Consider the following 20,387-nt stretch of genomic DNA (forward strand, 5'->3'; position numbering starts at 1 on the left):
GAGCGCTGCGGCATGACAAAGCGATGAACACACATAGCGACATATTGTGTATCGGCTCGGTCCTTTGGGACGTGATCGGGCGCTCTGCCAGTGCCATGCGACAGGGATCGGACGTACCCGGTCGGATCACCCGCCTGCCCGGCGGCGTGGCGATGAACATCGCCATGACCCTGGTGCGCTTTGGCATGACCCCCACCTTGCTGACCGCCATTGGCCGTGACCCCGAAGGCGACGAGCTGATCAATGCCTGCACCCGGCTGGGTATGGTGACGGACCACATCTACCGCTCGCCAGATCTGGCAACCGACCGCTATATGGCTGTCGAGGGGGCCAATGGGCTGATCGCCGCCATTGCCGACGCGCATTCTCTGGAAGCTGCTGGCGCCAAGATACTGCATCCGCTGGCGCATGGCCCTTTGGGGTCAGAGACCGCGCCTTATACCGGCCCAATTGCCCTGGACGGCAATCTGACAGTCGACCTGCTGGAAGAAATTGCCCAAAGCCCCAACTTTGCCCGGGCCGATCTGCGCGTCGCGCCTGCCTCACCAGGCAAGGCCGAGCGTTTGCTGCCTTTCCTCAAACACGCCCGCGCAACGCTTTATGTGAACCTCGAAGAGGCCGGGCTGCTCTGCCAGCGCGAATTCACCGATTCCGAGTCTGCAGCCAAAGGCCTGCTGGACCGCGGCGCGCTGCGGGTGCTGGTCACCGATGGCGGCAATTCGGCCACCGTAGGCAGCGCCGACAGCATTCTGACCCAAACACCCCCGTCTGTTCTGGTCACCCGCGTGACCGGTGCTGGCGACACTTTCATGGCGGCCCATATCGCCTCGGAATCCACCGGCGCGTCCAATGACGAGGCTCTGTCTCGCGCCCTGCGCGCCGCCGCCACTTACGTCTCGGGAGAAACCCCACTGTGATCGACATCCACTATTCCGCCGAGGTGCGCGCAGCCAAAAACGCAGGCCACCCCATCGTTGCGCTGGAAAGCACCATCATCACCCATGGCATGCCCTACCCTCAAAATATCGAGGTCGCGGCACAGGTTGAGCAGGATGTCCGCGATGCGGTTGCAGTCCCTGCAACCATGGCGGTGATCGAAGGGGTCTTGCATGTTGGTTTGGAGCCGGATCAGCTCAGGGCACTGGGACAGGCGCAGGGCGTTGCCAAAATCTCGCGCGCAGATATGGCCGCCTGTATCTCGACCGGCGGCACCGGAGCCACCACGGTTGCCGCCACGATGATCGCCGCGCAATATGCCGGGATCGAAGTGTTTGCCACAGGTGGCATTGGCGGGGTGCATCAGGGGGCCGAGACCTCTTTTGATATCTCAGCAGATCTGCACGAACTGGCCCAGACCCCTGTGACTGTGGTCGCTGCCGGTGCCAAAGCCATCCTCGATCTGGCCAAAACGCTTGAGGTTCTGGAAACGCTGGGCGTGCCGGTCATCGCTTACGGACAGGATGCCTTTCCCGCCTTCTGGTCGGCGCAATCCCCCTTTACCGCCCCTTTGCGCATGGACAGTGCTGAGGCCATCGCCAAAGCCCACGCAACCCGCCGCGCCTTGGGTCTGCCCGGTGGTCAACTGGTGGCCAATCCGATCCCGAACGATGTGCAGATTCCGGCAGAAGAACTGGCCCCGATCATTGCCGCCGCTCAGGCCGATGCCGACACCCACCGGATCACCGGCAAGGATGTTACGCCCTACCTTCTGCAACGGATATTCGAGCTGACCGAGGGCCGCTCACTGACTGCCAATATCGCGCTGGTTCGCAACAATGCGCGGCTGGCGGCGGGTATTGCCCGGGCACTGAAATCTCGCACCTGACGCAAGCCTATTGTACCAACGCCCCCGATTGACTACCTAAACGACGAAACCCACTCGGAACCGCAATGAACACACCCTTTGACGAAGAGCCCCACCGCCGCCCCGGCCTATTGTCCCGGTTGCGTGCGTCTTTCCTGACGGGCATCGTCGTCATCGCCCCGGTTTGGTTGACCATCTGGTTGATCTGGTCCGTGGTCGGCTGGATCGACAGCGCGGTATTGCCTTTGGTGCCGCAGCGCTTTCAGCCTGAACAATACGTGGGCATCAACCTGCGCGGTGTGGGCGTTATCATCTTCCTGATCTTCACCGTTCTGGTCGGATGGATCGCCAAAGGCATTCTGGGCCGGTCGCTGATCCATTTCGGTGAAAGCGTGGTCGATCGGATGCCGGTTGTGCGCTCGGTCTATTCGGGGATCAAACAGATCTCCGAGACGGTCTTTGCCCAAACCGAACGCTCGTTTGAAAAAGCCTGCCTGATCCAATACCCGCGCCGCGGTATCTGGGCCATTGGCTTTGTCTCGACCACCGCCAAAGGCGAGGTTGCCGAACGCGCCGAAACAGGTGGTGAGTTGCTGAGCGTCTTTGTCCCAACCACCCCCAACCCAACATCCGGGTTCCTGCTGTTCTTCCCGCAGGAGGATGTGATCATGCTGGACATGTCCATCGAGGATGCCGCGAAACTGGTGATCTCGGCTGGGCTGGTTTATCCCAACGACAAAGACCCCTCGCAACCACCTGAATAGTCAGCCAAACATCGCAGGCAGATCGACCGTGCTGCGCGTACCCAGATCAGATTTGTGGGCCCGCAGGAATGAATGCGCCGCCGCCTGCCCGGCCTCTTTCAACCGGTTCAAGACCACCGGATTGGGAAGGATCTTGGTGGTGGCAGACAGATCGTTCATCAAAGCATCGTCAGCAATCATGTGAACCAGCACCCGGTTCATCTCACCTGCCTTCAGCTTCCCCTCTTTCAACAACCGCTGCACAAAACTGATCGCCCTCAACTCGCGAAACAGAGACGAATTGAAACTGATCTCATTGATCCGGTTCTGGATCTGCTGTGGCGTCTTGGGCACCTCATCGCGCTCCAGCGGGTTGATATTCACGATCACCACATCGTCCGGCAAATCCCCGTGAAACAGCGGATAGAGCGCCGGGTTGCCCGTATAGCCGCCATCCCAATAGGCCTCGGTCCGGCCCGTCTTGGGATCATGAATTTCCACCGCCTGAAACAGGTTCGGCAAACAGGCCGAGGCGAGAATGGCACTGGTCGAAATCTCATCACCCGAAAACACCCGGATCTTGCCGCTGCGCACGCAGGTGGCGCAGATGAACAGGCCCGGCCCATCCTCAGCACAGATTTCGGCAAAGTTGAATTTGTCGACCACCGGTTCCAACGGGTTGCGATAGAACGGCCCGTAGGCATAGGGCGACACCAGCCGCGACCAGGCGTCCGCCATCATCACCGGAACCGAGTACTCCAGGGTGCGGGCAATATGTGCGGGTTCTATCCCCCGCATCCAACCGGCTATGCGCGTGTCCTCAACAGCCCCCATACGCTTCCACAGCCTGTTGAGACTGTCGCGCGCGCCCTGCCGGCCGGCATGCAACATCCCCGATTTAAAGGCCGCGCCATTCAGCGCCCCCGCCGAAGTCCCCGTGATCGCGGCAACCTCGACATCCTCTTCATCCAGCAACCGATCCAGCACACCCCAGGTAAACGCTCCGTGCGCCCCGCCGCCTTGCAATGCCAGATTGATGCGTTTCACGACCCTGCCTCTTCTTCTGTTTGCAAATACCTCGGGGGTGCGGGGGCAGAGCCCCCGCTCATTAGGCTAGCGAAAGCGCTCCTCAAAACTCACAACGCGGTCCAGCCGCCATCGACCGAAATCGTCGTCCCGGTGATCTGCGCAGCAGCGTCAGAGCAGAGAAAAATCGCTGTGCCGCCCAATTGTTCGACGGTGGCAAACTCCTTAGACGGCTGACGTTCAAGAAGGATGTTTTTCACCACATCCTCACGGCTCATATTGTATTCTTTCATCGTGTCGGGGATTTGCGCCTCGACCAGCGGCGTCAGCACATAGCCCGGGCAGATCGCATTGCAGGTGATCGGCTCCTGTGCGGTTTCCAAAGCAACCGTCTTGGTCATGCCCACCACGCCATGTTTGGCCGCCACATAGGCTGCCTTGTAGGGCGATGCGGTCAGCCCATGGGCCGAAGCGATATTGATTACCCGACCCCAGCCTGCGCTCCGCATCATCGGCAACGCGGCGGCCGTGGTGTGAAAGGCCGAGTTCATGTTGATCGCGATGATCGCGTCCCATTTTTCTACCGGGAACTGATCGATGGGCGAGACATGCTGAATGCCCGCGTTGTTGACCAGAATGTCGCAAGCGCCTGCCTGCTCGACCAGTGCGCGGCATTCGTCACCTTTGGACATATCCGCCTTGATATAGCGCGCCTTGGTGTCCGTCTCTTTGCTGATCTCTTCGGCCAGCGCATGATCCTCATCGCGATCGGTGAACGAGTTCAAAACCACATTGGCCCCCGCCTTCGCCAATTCGCGTGCGACACCCAAACCGATCCCTGAATTCGATCCGGTGATAATGGCGGTTTTTCCCGAAAGGCTCATGGCCGGTCTCCTCATGTGTCTTTTTCAAAGCCACCTTGCCATGCTGCACCTGCAAAGAAAACGGGGAATATCGGGCTGTCCTGCGCCCGAAATTCAGCCAAAAAAAACGCCCGCACGAAGCGGGCGTTAAGTTATTGAGGCAGGTTTCATACAGGCAAGAAACCTATCGAGCAGTGCATCCTTTATAAGCAATTCTACGCCACCATCCAAGCTAAAAGTTTGAAAATATGAAAAATCATCGCTACGATGAACCCCAATAAAATAAGGCCAGAGCAGGATTGTTTCCAAAATGAGCCCCAATCGACTGAGCTACGTTCGTCCACTTATGGCGGGAATCGCATATGTTTTTTCCGCGATGGTAGCGCAAGCAGAATCAGCCCATGGCATAGCTATGTATGGCGAGCCTGCTTTGCCACCGGATTTTGTGTCACTGCCCTATGTCAACCCGGACGCACCCAAAGGTGGCAAAGTGACCTTCGGCAATACAGGTGGCTATGACAGTCTGAACCCGTTTGTGCAGAAAGGCACGGTGCCCTGGCAGCTCAGATTCTGGACCCATGAGAGCCTGATGGGGCGATCCTGGGACGAACCATTCTCGCTTTACGGGCTTTTGGCCGAATCGATTGAGACGGATGACGACCGAACCTGGGTCGAGTTTACCCTGCGCCCCGAGGCCCGATTCTCGGATGGCAGGCCGGTCACGGTCGAGGATGTGATCTGGTCCTATGAAACGTTGGGCACGCAAGGGCATCTGCGGTATCGCGGTTTGTGGGGCAAGATTGACAGCATCGAACAAACCGGCCCGCGCAGCGTGCGGATCACCTTTAACGAGGCGGACCGCGAACTGGCCCTGCTTGCTGGTATGCGCCCGATCCTGCAAAAGGCACAATGGGACGGGAAAGACTTTGCGGACGCACAGCTGCATGACATCCCCGTCGGCAGCGGCCCCTATGTGATCGATGATTACGAGGCCGGGCGCTTTGTGAACTTCAAGCGCAACCCGGACTATTGGGGCGCCGATATCCCCTTCCGGCGCGGCACCATGAACCTCGATGACATGCGCATCGAATTCTACGGCGACGGAACCGTTCTGTTCGAGGCGTTCAAAGCCGGAGAGCTGTCCGCCATTCGTGAGTTCAACGCCGATAAATGGGACACGCAATTTGGCTTTCCCGCCGTTCAACGCGGTGATGTGGTCAAGACCGAGATCCCCCATGGCAAACCCTCAGGCATGACCGGTTATGTGATGAACACCCGCAAGCCCAAATTCGCCGATTGGCGCGTGCGCGAGGCGCTGACGCTGGCGTTCAATTTCGAGTTTATCAACGACACGATCACCGGTGGTGCGCAGCCGCGGATCACCTCGTATTTCTCGGGCTCGGATCTGGCGATGCAACCCGGCCCAGCGACCGGGCGCGTGGCCGAGCTGCTGCAAGCCTACGCGGATGATCTGCTGCCAGGCACGCTGGAAGGTTATAGCCCTCCGACTGGCGATGGATCGGCCCGCAACCGCGCCAATATTCGCGCAGCGACCGACCTGCTGGCCGAGGCCGGGTGGACCATTCAGGACGGTGTGTTGCGCAATGAACAGGGCGAGGCCTTTGCGATCACCGTATTGCTGCCCCAAGGCGACAGCGACAATCAAACCGCCATCGACATCTATTCCCGCGCGCTGGAGCGTCTGGGCATTCAGGTCACGACCGACGTGGTCGATCCCGCGCAATTCACCGAGCGCACGTCCGAACTGGATTTCGACATGACGATTTTCCGACGCGCCTTGTCCTTGTCACCGGGGAATGAGCAGCGGCTTTATTGGGGCAGTGAACTGGCAGACGCGCCGGGTACACGCAACCTGATGGGCGTGGCCTCTCCTGCCGTCGACGGGTTGATCGATGCGATGCTGGCCTCGGAAAGTCGTGAGGATTTTGTCGCTGCCACCCGCGCGCTGGATCGTGTGCTGACCGCTGGTCGCTATGTCATCCCGATCTGGAGCTTTGATGTCGGTCGGATTGCCCATGCCAAAGAGCTGCGCTTCCCCGAGACTTTGCCGATCTATGGCGACGGTCCGGAATATATGCCGCAGGTCTGGTGGTATCAGGATTGACGAGGTCCCTCTATTTCCATAATTCGTGAAATATGGAAATAGAGATTTACGACAAGCTCAATGTATTGGCGCATCCAAAACGGCTGGACCTTTTTCAGCTCTTGATGCGCCGATATCCCGATGCCGTCTCTGCCGGTGAGATCGCTGAAGCGCTGACGCTGAAGGCCAACACCACTTCGACCTATCTGAACGCGTTGAAAGCGGCGGGGTTGATCGCGCAAACCCGCACTGGCACCTCGCTGCACGATCCGGTCTACCTGCCCTCTGTCCGGGGTGTGTTTGATGGCTTGCTGGCATCACCCTTTGAGACCATGGACAGAACAGCGGTATTCCCAAAACTCAAGCGTATCGGAGACATCCAATGACCGCGCGCCAGTATTTTGCAGAGTTCCTGGGCACCGCCTTTCTGCTGATCGGCGTGGTTGGGTCGGGCATCATGGCGCAAACCCTGTCCGACGGGAACATCGCACTGGCCCTATTGGCCAACGCGATTGCAACCGGCTGCATGCTCTATGCCATCATCACCACCTTGGGTCCGGTTTCCGGCGCGCATTTCAACCCCGCTGTCACTCTGGCCTTTGCGCTGCGCGGCGAACACCCTTGGAGCGCTGTGGCACCTTATATCCTTGTTCAGGTTGCGGGCGGCATTATCGGGGTTTGGGCCGCGCATTACATGTTTGACCTTCCCATTCTGCAAACCTCGCAGACGCTGCACCGCACCGGTTCGCATCAATGGTTTTCAGAGATCGTCGCCACGCTGGGCCTGCTATTTGTCATTTTCGGCGGAATTCGGCACAAGCCTGATACGGTACCAGCGCTTGTGGGGCTCTATATCACTGGCGCCTATTGGTACACGTCCTCCACAAGTTTTGCGAACCCCGCGGTGACCATCGCAAGGGGGTTTACGGATACCTTTGCAGGCATCTATCCAGGCCATATCGTGATGTTTATCGCAATGCAGATAATTGCAGTCTTTATCGGACATTTTGTCTTGAACTGGCTGTTCAAACCCGAGGCCCAAAGCTCGGTCTGAAACAGAAGACCCATCACCCCGGCACACCCCGCAGCGCCTCATCCGCTGCGGGTTTTTTGTTCTAACGCCAAGATTTTTACCTGCGACATTTTGTCATGTCCGCAGCTTCATCGAACTGTCACTAACCTGTTACCGGGGGCAGAGCAGTCCAAGGCCACGAAAAGTGATGGGAAAGCTCGATGGTGATGAATTGGACCGATTTGACGCAGGATTGGGATGCGTCTTTCGCGCGCGCAAAGCGCAGGTTCCCGAATCTATGTGACAAGGACATGGCGCGCGCGCCGAAAGACCGCAGCAAGTTCGAGGCCTATCTGGCCGAGCGTCACCAGTTGACGATCACCGAAGCCCACGAAGAGCTTGAGGATTTTCTATATACCGAAGCGCTGAACCGTGAGGCCGGTTTAAGTTAACGACGTCACCCACAATATTGTCGCATCCTCGTCACTAACCGAAACGACGTTATGGCCCATGCTGCCATCGTAATAGGCGCTGTCGCCGCGGCGCATTTCGACCGGCTCATAAAACTCGGTATAAAGCCGCACGATCCCTGTAAGCACATACAGAAACTCTTCGCCGTCATGACGCACCCAGCCGTCAAACTCTTCCATCGACCGGGCCCGAACCCGCGCGCGATAGGGTAGCATCTGCTTTTTGGTCAGTGCTTCGCCCAGAAGCTCGTGCTCATAAGTTGCAGTGGCGTGCGCCGTCCCCTCACCCTGTTTGGTCACGGTCATCCGGCCCACGACCTGATCGCGCTGAGGCGGGGTGAAAAGCTGTGGCACCGAAATCTCAAGCCCTGTGGCCAGTTTCTTGAGCGCATCATAGGTGGGCGACATCTGACCGTTTTCGATCTTACTGAGCGTCGAACGCGCCAGCCCGGCTTGTGACGCGGCCTGCTCAAGCGTCCAGTTCCGCGCCTTGCGCAACTCACGCACGCGCGCGCCCAGGTCCAGCGGTTCAACATGCGAATCCTCGCCATTGTCGCGGGCAAGACGGATCAGGGATTTTGGGTCACGTTGTGTCATGGGGTTCTCTATAGGACCGGTGGCCCCTGCTTGCAACGCGGCTGCCATCACGCTAGCCAAACGTTATGCTATCGCTATTCGATCATGGCCCTGCAGATCCCTGCCCGGCACCGTTCAATTTGGCGGCGCATGTCTTGCGTCGGGCCGATCAGAATGCAGGCAAAACCGCCCTGTCCGTCTTGGGGCCCGCAGCGTCCGAGGATTGGAGCTATGCGCAGCTAAAAGCCGCCATCCTGGGCACTGGAACAGGTTTGCTGCGCGCCGGTCTGAACCCAGGTGATATCGTGCTGATGCGGCTGGGAAATACGGTGGATTTTCCCATCGCCTATCTGGGTGCCATCGCCGTCGGGATTGTGCCGGTGCCAACCTCATCTCAACTGACCGAAGGCGAAACGGCCCAGATGATAAGTGATCTTGCGCCTGCGGCCATCCTGCGCGATCCGCTGGTGGCCTGCGCACCACATCCGAATGAAATCTGCATCCCAGCGTTGCAGGCCATGCGAGATCTGCCCCCGGCGGCTTTCGATTTGGGTGACCCGGATCGGATGGCCTATGTGGTCTATACCTCGGGTACTTCTGGAAAACCCCGTGCGGTGGCCCATGCCCATCGGGCCATCTGGGCGCGGCAGATGATGGTCGACGGGTGGTACGCCCTGCGCCCCGAGGACCGGCTGTGCCATGCGGGTGCGTTCAACTGGACCTACACGCTGGGCACCGGATTGATGGACCCCTGGACCATCGGCGCCACCGCCCTGATCCCCGCACCGGGCACAGAGATCACCACCTTGCCAGACCTGCTGCGCGCGCATCGCGCCACGATCTTTGCCGCCGCGCCGGGTGTTTATCGCAAGATGTTGCAGCGGAGTGATTTCCCTGACCTGCCGGACCTGCGGCATGGGCTCAGCGCCGGTGAAAAGCTGGCGCAAAGCCTACGCGCGGCGTGGCACGACACCACCGGCACCGCGATTTATGAAGCCTATGGCATGTCGGAATGTTCCACCTTCATCTCGTCCAGCCCCGCGCACCCTGCTCGCGGTGACGCCCTTGGCCAACCGCAACCCGGGCGACGCATCGCCATTCTGGGCGAAGATGGACCAGTGCCACAGGGCCAGGAAGGGACAATTGCCATTCATCGCGACGATCCGGGTCTGATGCTGACCTATCTGAACGCCCCGGACGAGGCCGAGGCGCGCCTTACGGGTGACTGGTTTCTGACCGGCGATCAGGGCGCCATGGCTATCGACGGTCAAATCACCTATCTGGGCCGCGACGATGACATGATGAATGCGGGCGGCTATCGCGTCTCACCTGTTGAGGTCGAAAGCGCGCTGTCTCAGCATCCAGGCATCACTCAGGTCGGCGCAGCGGCGGTCGAGGTCAGACCGGACACATTTGTGATAGCAGCCTTCTATACCGGCCCCGAAGAACTGGACGCGGATGCGTTGGACACCTATGTGTCGCAAAAGCTTGCGCGGTACAAACAGCCGCGCGCCTATGTTCATCTGCCGACCCTGCCCACTGGCGGCAACGGCAAACTCCTGCGCCGCGCATTGCCGGCCTATTTCAAGGCGACGCCCAAATGACCCAGACTGTGAAACTCGATATCATGTCCGACCCGATCTGCCCGTGGTGCTATATCGGCAAGACACATCTGGACAATGCGCTGGCCGAAATCCCCAACCATCCCTTTGTGATCGAGTGGCATCCGTTCCAATTGAACCCGGACATGCCACAAGGAGGTATGGATCGTCGGGAGTATCTGGAACGCAAGTTTGGCGGCAAAGATGGTGCGGTGCGCGCCTATGCGCCGGTTGTAGAGCATGCCGAGAAAGCCGGTCTGACAATTGACTTCGAAGGGATGAAGCGCACGCCGAACACTCTGGATGCGCACCGATTGATCCATTGGGCGGGGATCGAAGGCAAGCAAACGGCGGTGATCGATGCGCTGTTCAAAGCCTATTTCGTCGATGCGCGCGACATTGGCGATCACGAGGTTCTGGCCGATATCGCCGATAGCGTCGGGATGGACGCGGCTGTGGTGTTGAAACTGCTCAGCTCGGACGCGGATCGCGAGGATATCAGCAACCGCGACAGCCATTCCCGGCAGATGGGCATCAGCTCGGTCCCGACCTTCATCGTGGCCAACCAGCATGCGGTTCCCGGCGCGCAACCTCCTGAGCTTTGGGCGAAAGTCATCACCGAGCTTATGTCTCAGCTCGAGGCGTCTCCGACAGAATAGCACAGGCCTCTGTGCGCCCATAACCCTATCCCAAGACGCTCCATCGTGATAGCGCGGTTGGGAAGGAGTTTCCAATGACCGACCGCGTTAACCGGGGTGAATTTATCGCCCTGATCGCGATGATGTTCGCGACGATTGCATTTTCAATCGACTCGATGCTGCCAGCCTTGCCTGAAATCGGCGCTGAACTCAGCCCCGGTGACCCGAACAAGGCGCAGCTGATATTGACGTCGTTTGTGTTGGGCATGGGGATAGGTACGTTCTTCACCGGCCCAATCTCGGACGCGGTTGGGCGGAAAACTGTGATCTATGGCGGCGCGGCGCTTTATATTCTGGCCTCGGCTGTGGCTTGGGCCAGCACCTCACTGGAAGTGCTGCTGGCCGCTCGGATCGTGCAAGGCCTGGGGGCGGCAGGCCCGCGTGTGGTAGCCATGGCCGTGATCCGGGATCTATTTTCAGGACGCGAGATGGCTCGGATCGTGTCCATCGCCATGATGATCTTTACCCTTGTTCCCGCCATCGCCCCCATGATGGGTGCGGGCGTGATCGCTTTGTTCGGATGGCAGGGCATTTTTGTTTCGTTCATCCTGTTTGCCGCCATCATCGTGTTGTGGATGGCCTGGCGTTTGCCGGAATCCCTCGCGCCGGAAAACCGCCGACCGTTCCGCCTGCCGCTGATGATCAGCGCAGTGCAAGAGATGTTTGCCCATCCGACCGTGCGTTTGTCGATCCTGGTGCAGGCGTTGTGCATGGGATTGCTGTTCACCATGTTGACCATGGTTCAACCGATCTTTGACGTGGTGTATGACCGGGCCGAGAGCTTTCCGTTCTGGTTCGGATTCGTCGCGCTTATGTCAGGCTCTGCCAGCCTGCTGAATGCCGTTGTTGTGGTGCGCTTTGGCATGCGCCGTATCGTAACATGGGCACTTGCTGCTCAGATTATCATCACCACAATTGTGATCCTGCTCAATCGCGCGAACCTGTCGTTGGACGCCTCGTTTGCCGTCTTTGTCGTCTGGCAAACCACCGTCTTCTTCATGGCGGGAGTGACAATGGGCAACCTCAACACCATCGCCATGGAGCCGATGGGCCATATCGCAGGCATGGCGGCCTCGGTCATCGGGTCCATCGCGACCGTACTGGCCGCCGCAATTGCAGCGTTTGTTGGCCAGCTCTTCGACGGTTCGATTGCCCCCCTGACGATCGGCATCCTGACCATGTGCGCGCTGGGTTTTGGCTTGATGCTGCATATGGGCCGGATCGAAAACCGCCTGCTGGCCTAGATCATGTGAATTACGCTATCCTGCCCCTGCAATCAGTGGGGGGAGGATGCGATGAGCTACGATTATGACTTGGGCACCCATAGCTGCCTTGTAACAACGTCATCACATGAGGCGCAGCTGTGGTTCGATCGCGGACTGGTCTGGACCTATGGCTATAACCATGACGAGGCCGTGGCCTGTTTCCAAAAAGCCGTCGAAGCTGATCCGAATTGCGCCATGGCCCATTGGGGTGTCGCCTATGCGGCTGGCCCCAACTATAACCTGCCATGGGAATTGCGTGACGAAAACGGACAGACCAATTCCCTGGCCATTGCCTATGACGCAACGCAAAACGCGATGGCACTGTTGGACGGGTGCACACCAGTTGAAAAAGCACTGATCCGTGCCCTGCCCGCTCGTTATCCGCAGCGCGAACCAGAGCCCGACATGCACCGTTGGGACTATGATTTCGCAGATGCCATGCGCGCGGCCTTTGCCGAACAACCAAATCATCTGGATTTGCGCACGATCTATGTCGAGGCGCTGATGAACCTGACCCCCTGGCAAATGTGGGACCTCAAGACCGGGCAACCCGCTGAAGGTGCTGCGACGCTTGAGGCGCAGCAGGTTCTGGAAGACGCCATGGCCGAAGATCCCATGGCGATGTCCCATCCCGGCCTCTTGCATCTTTATGTGCATTTGATGGAGATGTCGCCCACACCCGAAAAAGCGCTGAAGGCCGGAGATATCCTGCGGACCTTGGTGCCCGATGGCGGGCATCTTGTGCATATGCCGACCCATATCGACGTGCTGTGCGGCCACTATCAGAACGTCGCGTTCTGGAACGCCAAAGCCTCAGAGGCCGACTTGAAATATTACCACCGCGAAGGCGCGTTCAACATCTATACGGGCTATCGCCAGCACAATTATCATTTCGCCATCTATGGCGCCATGTTTCTGGGTCAGATCGAACCGGCTTTGCAGGCCAACCAAGGCATGTGGGAGACCACACCCGAAGACATGTTGCGCGTCGAAAGCCCGCCCATGGCCGACTATTTCGAAAGCTACATGTCCATGGGGCCTCATATTCTGGTGCGCTTTGGTCGATGGGAAGAGGCCAAGGCGCTGGAACTGCCCTCCGATCCTGACCTCTATCGAACCTTGACCGCAACGACCCACTATGCGCGGGGTGTTGCCTTGGCTGCGACCGGCGATGTGACAGCAGCCGAGGCCGAGGAACAGTTGTTCCTGGCCGCCAAGGCCCGGGTGCCGGAAACGCGCCGGCTGCACAATAACCGCGTCATCGATCTGCTTGAAATCGCGACGGAAATGCTGCGCGGTGAGATCGAGTATCGCAAAGGCAACTACGATGCGGCCTTTGTCCATCTGCGCCGTTCGGTCGAGCTGGACGACACGTTGCCCTATGATGAACCTTGGGGCTGGATGCAGCCGACACGCCATGCTTTGGGGGCCTTGCTGTTTGAACAGGGCCATCTGGACGAGGCCGAAGCTGTTTATCGTGAGGATCTGGGCCTTGGCGGCACGCTGAGCCGCGCGTCGATCCACCCGGATAACGTCTGGAGCCTCAAGGGCCTTTACGATTGCTTGAAGGCACGCGGGGAAGAGATTGAAATCAAACAGATCAAACAGCGTCTGGATCTGGCTCTGGCCCGCGCCGACCGGGCGGTGGGTGCCTCGTGCTTCTGCGCTCAAGCTGCGATGAGGGCTGCTGAATGAAGCCACTGATCTGGCTGCTGGCCATGTTGATCTGCACCCCGGCCCTGGCCCAGCGTCAAAGCTTTCCCCCCGTGGACGAAGCAGCGAATGACCCCGATTTGGCCGCCTTTCGCGACAGTTTGCGTGCCCTGGTTGATGCGCGCGATGTGGAGGGCATCGTGGCTGCGGCCTGCCCTGACATCTATCTGAGCCACAGCACTTTGGGTGGCCCCGACGAATTGTGGGAAAACCTGACAGCCTCCTCGCAACTGAAACGCGACGCCTTTTGGGCAGCCTTGCAAGATACCCTGTCGCAGCCCGGCTATTTCGACGATCAGGGTGAGTTCTGGATGCCGCATCCCTGGCAGATCACCCTGCCCGCTGCGCTGGATCCGTTCACCGCCTATTTCGTCACCGGTGAGAATGTCTCACTCCGGGCTGGCCCGTCGCGCGACGACACGCGCCTGGCGGCGATCAGCCATGAGGTTGTGATCGTGCCAAACTACACCCCGGGTGCCGAATACCAACAGGTCGTGCTGACCGATGGCGGCAATGGTTTCATGCACAGCGATTTCCTGTGGTCCATGGTCGGCTACCGCGCCGCATTTGTGAAATCCGTCGGCGGCGAGTGGCAGTTGTGCACCTTCGTGACCGGGGATTAGGCCTTTGCCTTCTTCTTCTCGGCCATCAGCTTTTCCGCCAGATCGCGGGCGATGGCAAAAGCGCCCTTGATCTTGTCGCTGTCTTTCTTCCAGTCACGGCGCACAACGATCTTGTTGTCTTTGACCTTGGCCAGCCCGCGCTGGTTCTGGATGAAGTCGACCAATCCCTGCGGTGAGGCGTATTTGTCATTGTGGAACTGGATCGTCGCACCCTTGGGCCCGCCATCCAGCTTGGCAATCCCGGCCCGCTTGCACATCGCCTTAATACGCACGACCAGCATCAGGGTGTTGACCTCTTTCGGCAGGGTACCGAAGCGATCGATCAACTCGGCGGCAAAGCCCTCAAGCTCGACCTTGGTCGAGAGCGAAGACAGGCGGCGATAGAGCCCCAAGCGCACGTCCAGATCGGGCACGTAATCCTCGGGGATCAGCACCGGCACACCCAGATTGATCTGCGGGGCCCATTGGTCGTCAGCATCCGACAGGCCTTCCATCTCACCAGCTTTGATCTTGGCAATCGCCTCTTCCAGCATCGACTGGTAAAGCTCATAGCCCACGTCGCGCATCTGGCCCGATTGTTCCTCGCCCAACAGGTTGCCCGCACCGCGTATGTCCAGATCCTGCGAAGCCAGCGTCAACCCTGCCCCAAGCGTGTCGAGTGAGCCCAGAACGCGCAGACGTTTCTCGGCTGTCGCGGTCAGACGCGCGCGCGGCTTGGTGGTCAGATAGGCATAGGCGCGGGTTTTCGAGCGCCCCACCCGGCCCCGGATCTGATAGAGCTGCGCGAGCCCGAACATATCGGCCCGGTGCACCACCATCGTGTTGGCCGTCGGGATATCCAGCCCGCTTTCCACAATCGTGGTGGCCAGCAGCACGTCATATTTGCCGTCATAAAAGGCGTTCATCCGGTCATCGAGTTCCCCTGCCGCCATCTGCCCATGGGCGACCACATAGGTCAGTTCAGGCAGTTGTTCTTTCAGGAATTCCTCGATCTCAGGCAGGTCCGAGATACGCGGGACCACATAGAAACTCTGCCCGCCGCGATAGTGCTCGCGCAGCAGCGCCTCGCGGATGGTGACTGCGTCGAACTCGCTGACATAGGTGCGGATCGCCAGCCGGTCGATGGGTGGCGTGCCGATGATCGACAGGTCGCGCACCCCGGTCAGGGACAGTTGCAGCGTGCGCGGGATCGGCGTGGCAGTCAGGGTCAGCACGTGGATATCGCTGCGCAGTTGTTTTAGGCGTTCTTTGTGGCCAACGCCGAAATGCTGTTCCTCGTCGATGATCAGCAGGCCTAGATTGTTGAACCGGATGCCCTTGGCCAAGAGCGCGTGGGTGCCGACCACAATATCCACCGTACCGCGGGCCAACCCGTCGCGGGTTTGCTGCGCCTCTTTGGCAGAGACAAAGCGTGAAAGCTGCCGCACCTCCAGCGGGAAGCCCCGGAACCGGTCCTTGAAACTGGCCGCGTGCTGGCGCGCCAAAAGCGTTGTCGGCGCGATCACCGCCACTTGCACGCCGGACATGGCCGCAACAAAGGCCGCGCGCATGGCGACTTCGGTCTTGCCAAAGCCCACATCACCGCAGATCAAACGATCCATCGGCGCGCCGGATTGCATGTCTTCCATCACGTCGGATATGGCGCGCAGCTGATCATCGGTTTCCTGATAGGGGAACCGCGCGCTGAACTCCTCCCACGCGTGCGGTGGCGGGTCCATGACCGGTGCTTTGCGCAAGGCACGCTCGGCTGCGATGCGGATGAGCCGATCCGCCATCTCACGGATGCGCTCTTTCAGCTTGGCCTTCTTCGCCTGCCACGCGCCGCCACCCAGCCTGTCCAGCAGACCTTCGTCATGGCCGTATTTCGAGAGCAGTTCAATGTTTTCGACCGGCAGATACAGCTTGGCCTTTTCCGCATATTCCAGCAGCAAGCATTCATGCGCCGCACCCGCAGCAGTCACGACCTCCATCCCCAGATAGCGCCCGATCCCATGATCCACATGCACCACCAGATCGCCGGGGGACAGCGATTGTGCCTCGGTCAGGAAATTCTCGGCCTTGCGGCGCTTCTTGGGTTGCCGGATCAGCCGGTCGCCCAAAACGTCCTGTTCGGCGATCACCGTAAGGTCTGGCGCCTCAAACCCGTGTTCCAGCGCCAGCACCGCCAGATGCAGACCACGCTTGCCGATCCGGGTGCCGTCGGCGACGGGGATCGCCTCGGCCAGCCCTTCGTCTTCGATCAACCCGCTTAGCCTTTCGCGCGCGCCTTCAGAATAAGACGCGATCAGAACCGGGCCCTGGGTCAGCTTATCACTGATATGGCTGGCCAAAGCCCCAAACAGGCTGACGCTTTCCTGCTGTCGTTCGGGCGCAAAGTTCCGCCCTATCCGACCACCCGCGTCAATGACCCCGGGCCCCGAGGCTTGCGGCAGCGGGCTGAACTGCATCACGCGGCGGTTACTTGTCGCGTCCAGCCATGCGGCATCGTCCAGATAGAGCAGCGCAGGCGGTGTCGGCTTGTATACCGTGTCCATACGCGAACGGTTTTCCAACGCAAGACGCCGCGTTTCGTATTGATCGGCAATCGTGTCCCACCGCGCCAGCCGCGCCGGGGTGACCTGATCATCCACCGTGATCGTGGCATCGGGCAGATAGTCGAACAGCGTTTCCAGCTTTTCGTGGAAAAACGGCAGCCAATGCTCGATTCCTTGATGTTTGCGCCCTGCGCTGACCGCCTCATAAAGCGGATCATCGGTGCCCGCCGCGCCAAACTCGATGCGATAGTTTTGCCGGAACCGAGTGATGGCCGCCTCATCCAGGATGACTTCGGAGACTGGTGCCAGTTCCACCACTTCCAGCTTTTCGGTGGTGCGCTGCGACACCGGATCAAAGCGGCGCGCGCCGTCCAGTACATCGCCGAACAAGTCCAACCGAACGGGGCCGGATTCACCCGGAGGGAAGATGTCGATGATGCCGCCGCGGACGGCGTAATCGCCGGGCTCCATCACGGTGGGGCTTTGAGTAAAGCCCATGCGCACCAGAAACTTGCGCAGCGCGTCCTCGTTCACCCGTTGGTCAACCCGCGCGGTAAAAGCCGCCTCGCACAGCACCTCGCGCGCAGGCACGCGCTGGGTGGCAGCATTCAGTGTGGTCAACAGCACGAATTGCGACGGCATTTGATGCACCAAAGCCGCCAGCGTCGCCACACGCGCCGCTGCGATATCGGCATTGGGCGAGACCCGGTCATAGGGCAGACAATCCCAGCCTGGGAACACAAAAACCGGCATGTCGGGCGCGAAAAAGGCCAGCGCGGCGCGCATCGCCTCCATCCGCTTGTCATCGCGTGAGATATGGCAGACCGGCCCGCCCGAGCGAGCGATTTCCTTCAGGACAAGCTGCGCGTCATACCCCTCGGGGGCGCCGCCAACCGTCACGTGGTTCGGAGCCTGCATCGCTGTGTCCCTTTTCCTAATCCGTCAGCCCAGAACGCCGATCGAAAGGTTCTGATACATGCCCCACAAAGCGGTGATCAAGATCGAAATCATCCCGATGACCTGCGTAATTATCCGGCAGCGAGTCAGAAATTTGGAAACAATCTGAAGATTTATTTCGTTTTGTTTCAGCTTCCGCGCTGTCCACAGGTTCACCAGCCCCACGAAACTCATCGGAAACAGCAACAAAAACACGGCCTGGGCAAATTCCAGATCATAGTAAAACCCGGCGGTCGCCAACCCGGTCAGGAAAAAGCAGGCGATGGCAATAATCGCCAGCCCCGAGACCTCGGAAATATAAAGCAGCCGGTTTCTGTTGATCCGCACGATGTCCAGCAAATCCTGTTCGGACTGCCCGCCGACCCGTCTGGCGCGCACGACAAGGTCATATGGAACGCCCATCGCCCAATGGCTTGCGGTCGACCACAAGACCGCCAGCGAAATCCAGTACCACAGGTTCGAAAAACTGCGCATATCGATCAGTTCGAAGATCGAAGAGAAAAAATCCAAGCGCCAACCCTTTATTCATTTACCTTTAGACGTGCTATTGCTTGGCGCGTCTATTGGCACTCTTGAGACTACCGGGAATTCATGCCACCCAATGTCGGATTGTTCAAGGAGCGCGCGCCATGAAACCTACCATTGCCCCCTTCCCGAAAACCCGGTTTCGCCGCGCCCGGCAGTCGGCGGCTATCCGTGGTCTTGTACGTGAAAACACTCTGACACCGGATGATCTGATCTGGCCCGTCTTCGTACGCGATGGTGAGGACATAGAAGAGCCCGTGCCCTCGATGCCCGGCGTGATGCGGCGTTCGGTTGATCTGATTGCCAAGGCTGCGGTTGAGGCGCAGGCGCTTGGTATCCCCGCGATTTGCCTTTTTCCCTATACCGACGCGTCGCTGAAGACCGAAGACTGTGCCGAAGCCTGGAACCCTGACAACCTGTCGAACCGCGCCATTCGCGCCATCAAACAAGCCGCTCCCGATATCGCGGTGATGACCGACGTGGCGCTGGACCCCTACAATATCAATGGCCATGACGGCTATGTGGTCGAGGGCGAGATCGTCAATGACCAGACCGTTGAAGCTCTGGTCAAGATGACGCTGGCCCAGGCCGAGGCGGGTGCGGATATCATCGGCCCCTCGGACATGATGGATGGCCGGATCGGTGCGATGCGCGACGCATTGGAAGCCGCAGGGCATCAGAATGTAATGATCCTCAGCTATGCCGCGAAATATGCCAGCGCCTTTTACGGCCCGTTCCGCGATGCGGTGGGTGCATCCGGGGCTCTGACCGGTGACAAGAACACCTATCAGATGGATCCGGCAAACTCGGATGAGGCCCTGCGTCTGATCGAGCGGGATCTCACTGAGGGTGCCGATATGGTCATGATCAAACCCGGGCTGCCCTATCTGGACATCTGCCGTCGGGTCAAAGACAGCTTTGGGGCGCCCACCTATGCCTATCAGGTCTCTGGCGAATACGCGATGATCCAGGCTGCAGCCCAGAATGGCTGGATCGATGGCCAGAAGGTGATGCTGGAAAGCCTGATGGCGTTCAAACGCGCGGGCTGTGACGGGGTATTGACCTATTTCGCCCCGGAGGTCGCGAAACGCCTTCAAAGGTAAAACCCGCCTCTGTCGCGACTTTTCGCCGATCATTAGGGCCCCTGTCGCAGCTTTCCCGTGACAGGGCGGCGCAATCGGCGTATTCTTGCACATAAGATCGGGTGAACCCGACTATCAGGCACATCTACAGAGACATAGAAAACATGAGCAGTTCCAATTCCTCCCGACTGAGCCGTCGCGGCTTTGCCTTTGGCATGGCTGGCATGACCCTCACCGCAGCCTGCGGCAATGGGGTCGGCAACACCAACGCCGCCCAGATCGATGCGCGCGTCGATGCCACGCTGACGGAAATGTACGACAAATATCCAAACACGATCGAGATCGCCAACAAGGCCAACGGTATGCTGGTGATGCCGCTGATATCCGAGGCGGGCTTTATCTTTGGCGGTGGTTTCGGCCAGGGTGCCCTGCGCATCAATGGCGCAACCGTCGACTATTACTCGGCCGTCAAAGGAAGCGCGGGTCTTCAGATCGGTGCACAGCAATACGCCCATGTATTGTTCTTCATGACCGAAGACGCGCTGAACGATTTCCGCCGCTCCAGCGGTTGGACTGCAGGCGCAGACATTGGTTATGTGGTGGATTCCACCGGCAGCACCCTGTCGACCAACACCACAACACTGCTGTCACCGGTTTTGGCCGCAATCTTCGGTCAGGCGGGTCTGCTGTTTGGCGCTACCGTTGAGGGTACGAAATACACCCGGATCATCCCCTGATCCGAACAAACGCAAGTGACCGCCCCTCTGCGAAGGCGGGGCGCCTACAGCGAC

Annotated in this window: 19 protein-coding genes; 14 read left to right on the forward strand and 5 right to left on the reverse strand. The window is 59.4% G+C overall.

Translation table 11 applies throughout. The features are described from left to right. Positions 1–23 precede the first annotated feature (23 nt). From GOW40_RS08835 to GOW40_RS08845, 3 genes are all read left to right on the forward strand, one after another. Positions 24–917 (forward strand): PfkB family carbohydrate kinase, encoded by an 894-nt coding sequence (locus GOW40_RS08835; RefSeq protein WP_171099398.1) that lies wholly within the window; start codon positions 24–26, stop codon positions 915–917. Further along, on the forward strand, positions 914–1,825 hold the full coding sequence (locus GOW40_RS08840; protein WP_171129734.1) for a pseudouridine-5'-phosphate glycosidase: 912 nt from the start codon (positions 914–916) through the stop codon (positions 1,823–1,825). Before GOW40_RS08835 ends, GOW40_RS08840 begins: the two co-directional genes overlap by 4 nt. A 65-nt stretch (positions 1,826–1,890) precedes the next feature. Beyond that, positions 1,891–2,568 carry a DUF502 domain-containing protein gene (locus GOW40_RS08845; protein WP_171129736.1) on the forward strand — a complete coding sequence of 226 codons (678 nt, stop codon included), beginning with the start codon at positions 1,891–1,893 and terminating at the stop codon, positions 2,566–2,568. Here the strand turns inward: GOW40_RS08845 and GOW40_RS08850 are convergent, their stop codons facing one another. Continuing rightward, positions 2,569–3,594: a patatin-like phospholipase family protein gene (locus GOW40_RS08850; protein ID WP_171129738.1), complete on the reverse strand. Its 1,026-nt coding sequence runs from the start codon at positions 3,592–3,594 to the stop codon at positions 2,569–2,571. A gap of 89 nt (positions 3,595–3,683) precedes the next feature. After that, positions 3,684–4,457, reverse strand: a complete 774-nt coding sequence (locus tag GOW40_RS08855; protein ID WP_171099402.1) for a 3-hydroxybutyrate dehydrogenase — start codon at positions 4,455–4,457, stop codon at positions 3,684–3,686. Between the two features lie 289 nt (positions 4,458–4,746). On the opposite strand from GOW40_RS08855, the gene GOW40_RS08860 reads away from it, so the two are divergent. From GOW40_RS08860 to GOW40_RS08875, 4 genes are all read left to right on the forward strand, one after another. Then, positions 4,747–6,561 (forward strand): extracellular solute-binding protein, encoded by a 1,815-nt coding sequence (locus tag GOW40_RS08860; RefSeq protein ID WP_171129741.1) that lies wholly within the window; start codon positions 4,747–4,749, stop codon positions 6,559–6,561. 32 nt (positions 6,562–6,593) lie between these two features. Then, positions 6,594–6,926, forward strand: a complete 333-nt coding sequence (locus GOW40_RS08865) for a helix-turn-helix domain-containing protein (protein ID WP_171129742.1) — start codon at positions 6,594–6,596, stop codon at positions 6,924–6,926. Next, a complete protein-coding gene (locus GOW40_RS08870) occupies positions 6,923–7,594 on the forward strand; it encodes an MIP/aquaporin family protein (RefSeq protein ID WP_171129744.1) in 672 nt (223 codons plus the stop codon). The genes GOW40_RS08865 and GOW40_RS08870 overlap by 4 nt, the downstream gene beginning before the upstream one ends. Positions 7,595–7,773: 179 nt before the next feature. Next, a complete protein-coding gene (locus GOW40_RS08875; protein ID WP_174838429.1) occupies positions 7,774–8,004 on the forward strand; it encodes a hypothetical protein in 231 nt (76 codons plus the stop codon). Here GOW40_RS08875 and GOW40_RS08880 read toward each other — a convergent pair. Continuing rightward, on the reverse strand, positions 7,996–8,619 hold the full coding sequence (locus tag GOW40_RS08880; protein WP_171099406.1) for a helix-turn-helix domain-containing protein: 624 nt from the start codon (positions 8,617–8,619) through the stop codon (positions 7,996–7,998). The genes GOW40_RS08875 and GOW40_RS08880 overlap by 9 nt on opposite strands. A 65-nt stretch (positions 8,620–8,684) precedes the next feature. Here GOW40_RS08880 and GOW40_RS08885 point away from each other — a divergent pair, with 65 nt between their 5' ends. The 5 genes from GOW40_RS08885 (at position 8,685) to GOW40_RS08905 (ending at position 14,498) form a co-directional block, all read left to right on the forward strand. Beyond that, positions 8,685–10,202, forward strand: coding sequence for a class I adenylate-forming enzyme family protein (locus GOW40_RS08885; RefSeq protein ID WP_171129746.1), 1,518 nt, complete (start codon positions 8,685–8,687; stop codon positions 10,200–10,202). After that, on the forward strand, positions 10,199–10,858 hold the full coding sequence (locus GOW40_RS08890) for a DsbA family oxidoreductase (protein ID WP_171230937.1): 660 nt from the start codon (positions 10,199–10,201) through the stop codon (positions 10,856–10,858). Before GOW40_RS08885 ends, GOW40_RS08890 begins: the two co-directional genes overlap by 4 nt. Before the next feature lie 74 nt (positions 10,859–10,932). Next, positions 10,933–12,141 carry a multidrug effflux MFS transporter gene (locus tag GOW40_RS08895; RefSeq protein ID WP_171129748.1) on the forward strand — a complete coding sequence of 403 codons (1,209 nt, stop codon included), beginning with the start codon at positions 10,933–10,935 and terminating at the stop codon, positions 12,139–12,141. Between the two features lie 51 nt (positions 12,142–12,192). Next, positions 12,193–13,857 (forward strand): hypothetical protein, encoded by a 1,665-nt coding sequence (locus tag GOW40_RS08900; RefSeq protein WP_171129750.1) that lies wholly within the window; start codon positions 12,193–12,195, stop codon positions 13,855–13,857. Continuing rightward, positions 13,854–14,498: an SH3 domain-containing protein gene (locus GOW40_RS08905; RefSeq protein WP_171129752.1), complete on the forward strand. Its 645-nt coding sequence runs from the start codon at positions 13,854–13,856 to the stop codon at positions 14,496–14,498. Before GOW40_RS08900 ends, GOW40_RS08905 begins: the two co-directional genes overlap by 4 nt. Here GOW40_RS08905 and mfd read toward each other — a convergent pair. Together mfd and GOW40_RS08915 are read right to left on the reverse strand one after the other, a co-directional pair. Then, positions 14,495–17,950 (reverse strand): transcription-repair coupling factor, encoded by a 3,456-nt coding sequence (gene mfd / locus GOW40_RS08910; RefSeq protein WP_171129754.1) that lies wholly within the window; start codon positions 17,948–17,950, stop codon positions 14,495–14,497. The two genes, GOW40_RS08905 and mfd, sit on opposite strands and share 4 nt — an antisense overlap. Before the next feature lie 24 nt (positions 17,951–17,974). Then, positions 17,975–18,499, reverse strand: a complete 525-nt coding sequence (locus GOW40_RS08915; protein ID WP_171129756.1) for a component of SufBCD complex — start codon at positions 18,497–18,499, stop codon at positions 17,975–17,977. A gap of 119 nt (positions 18,500–18,618) precedes the next feature. On the opposite strand from GOW40_RS08915, the gene hemB reads away from it, so the two are divergent. Together hemB and GOW40_RS08925 are read left to right on the forward strand one after the other, a co-directional pair. Further along, positions 18,619–19,617 carry a porphobilinogen synthase gene (gene hemB, locus GOW40_RS08920; RefSeq protein ID WP_171129758.1) on the forward strand — a complete coding sequence of 333 codons (999 nt, stop codon included), beginning with the start codon at positions 18,619–18,621 and terminating at the stop codon, positions 19,615–19,617. A gap of 143 nt (positions 19,618–19,760) precedes the next feature. Next, entirely contained in the window at positions 19,761–20,333 is a 573-nt protein-coding gene (locus tag GOW40_RS08925) for a YSC84-related protein (RefSeq protein WP_171129760.1), read from the forward strand. Positions 20,334–20,387: the final 54 nt, after the last annotated feature.

This window comes from Ruegeria sp. HKCCA6707, from assembly GCF_013033515.1.
Taxonomy (GTDB): Bacteria; Pseudomonadota; Alphaproteobacteria; order Rhodobacterales; family Rhodobacteraceae; genus Ruegeria.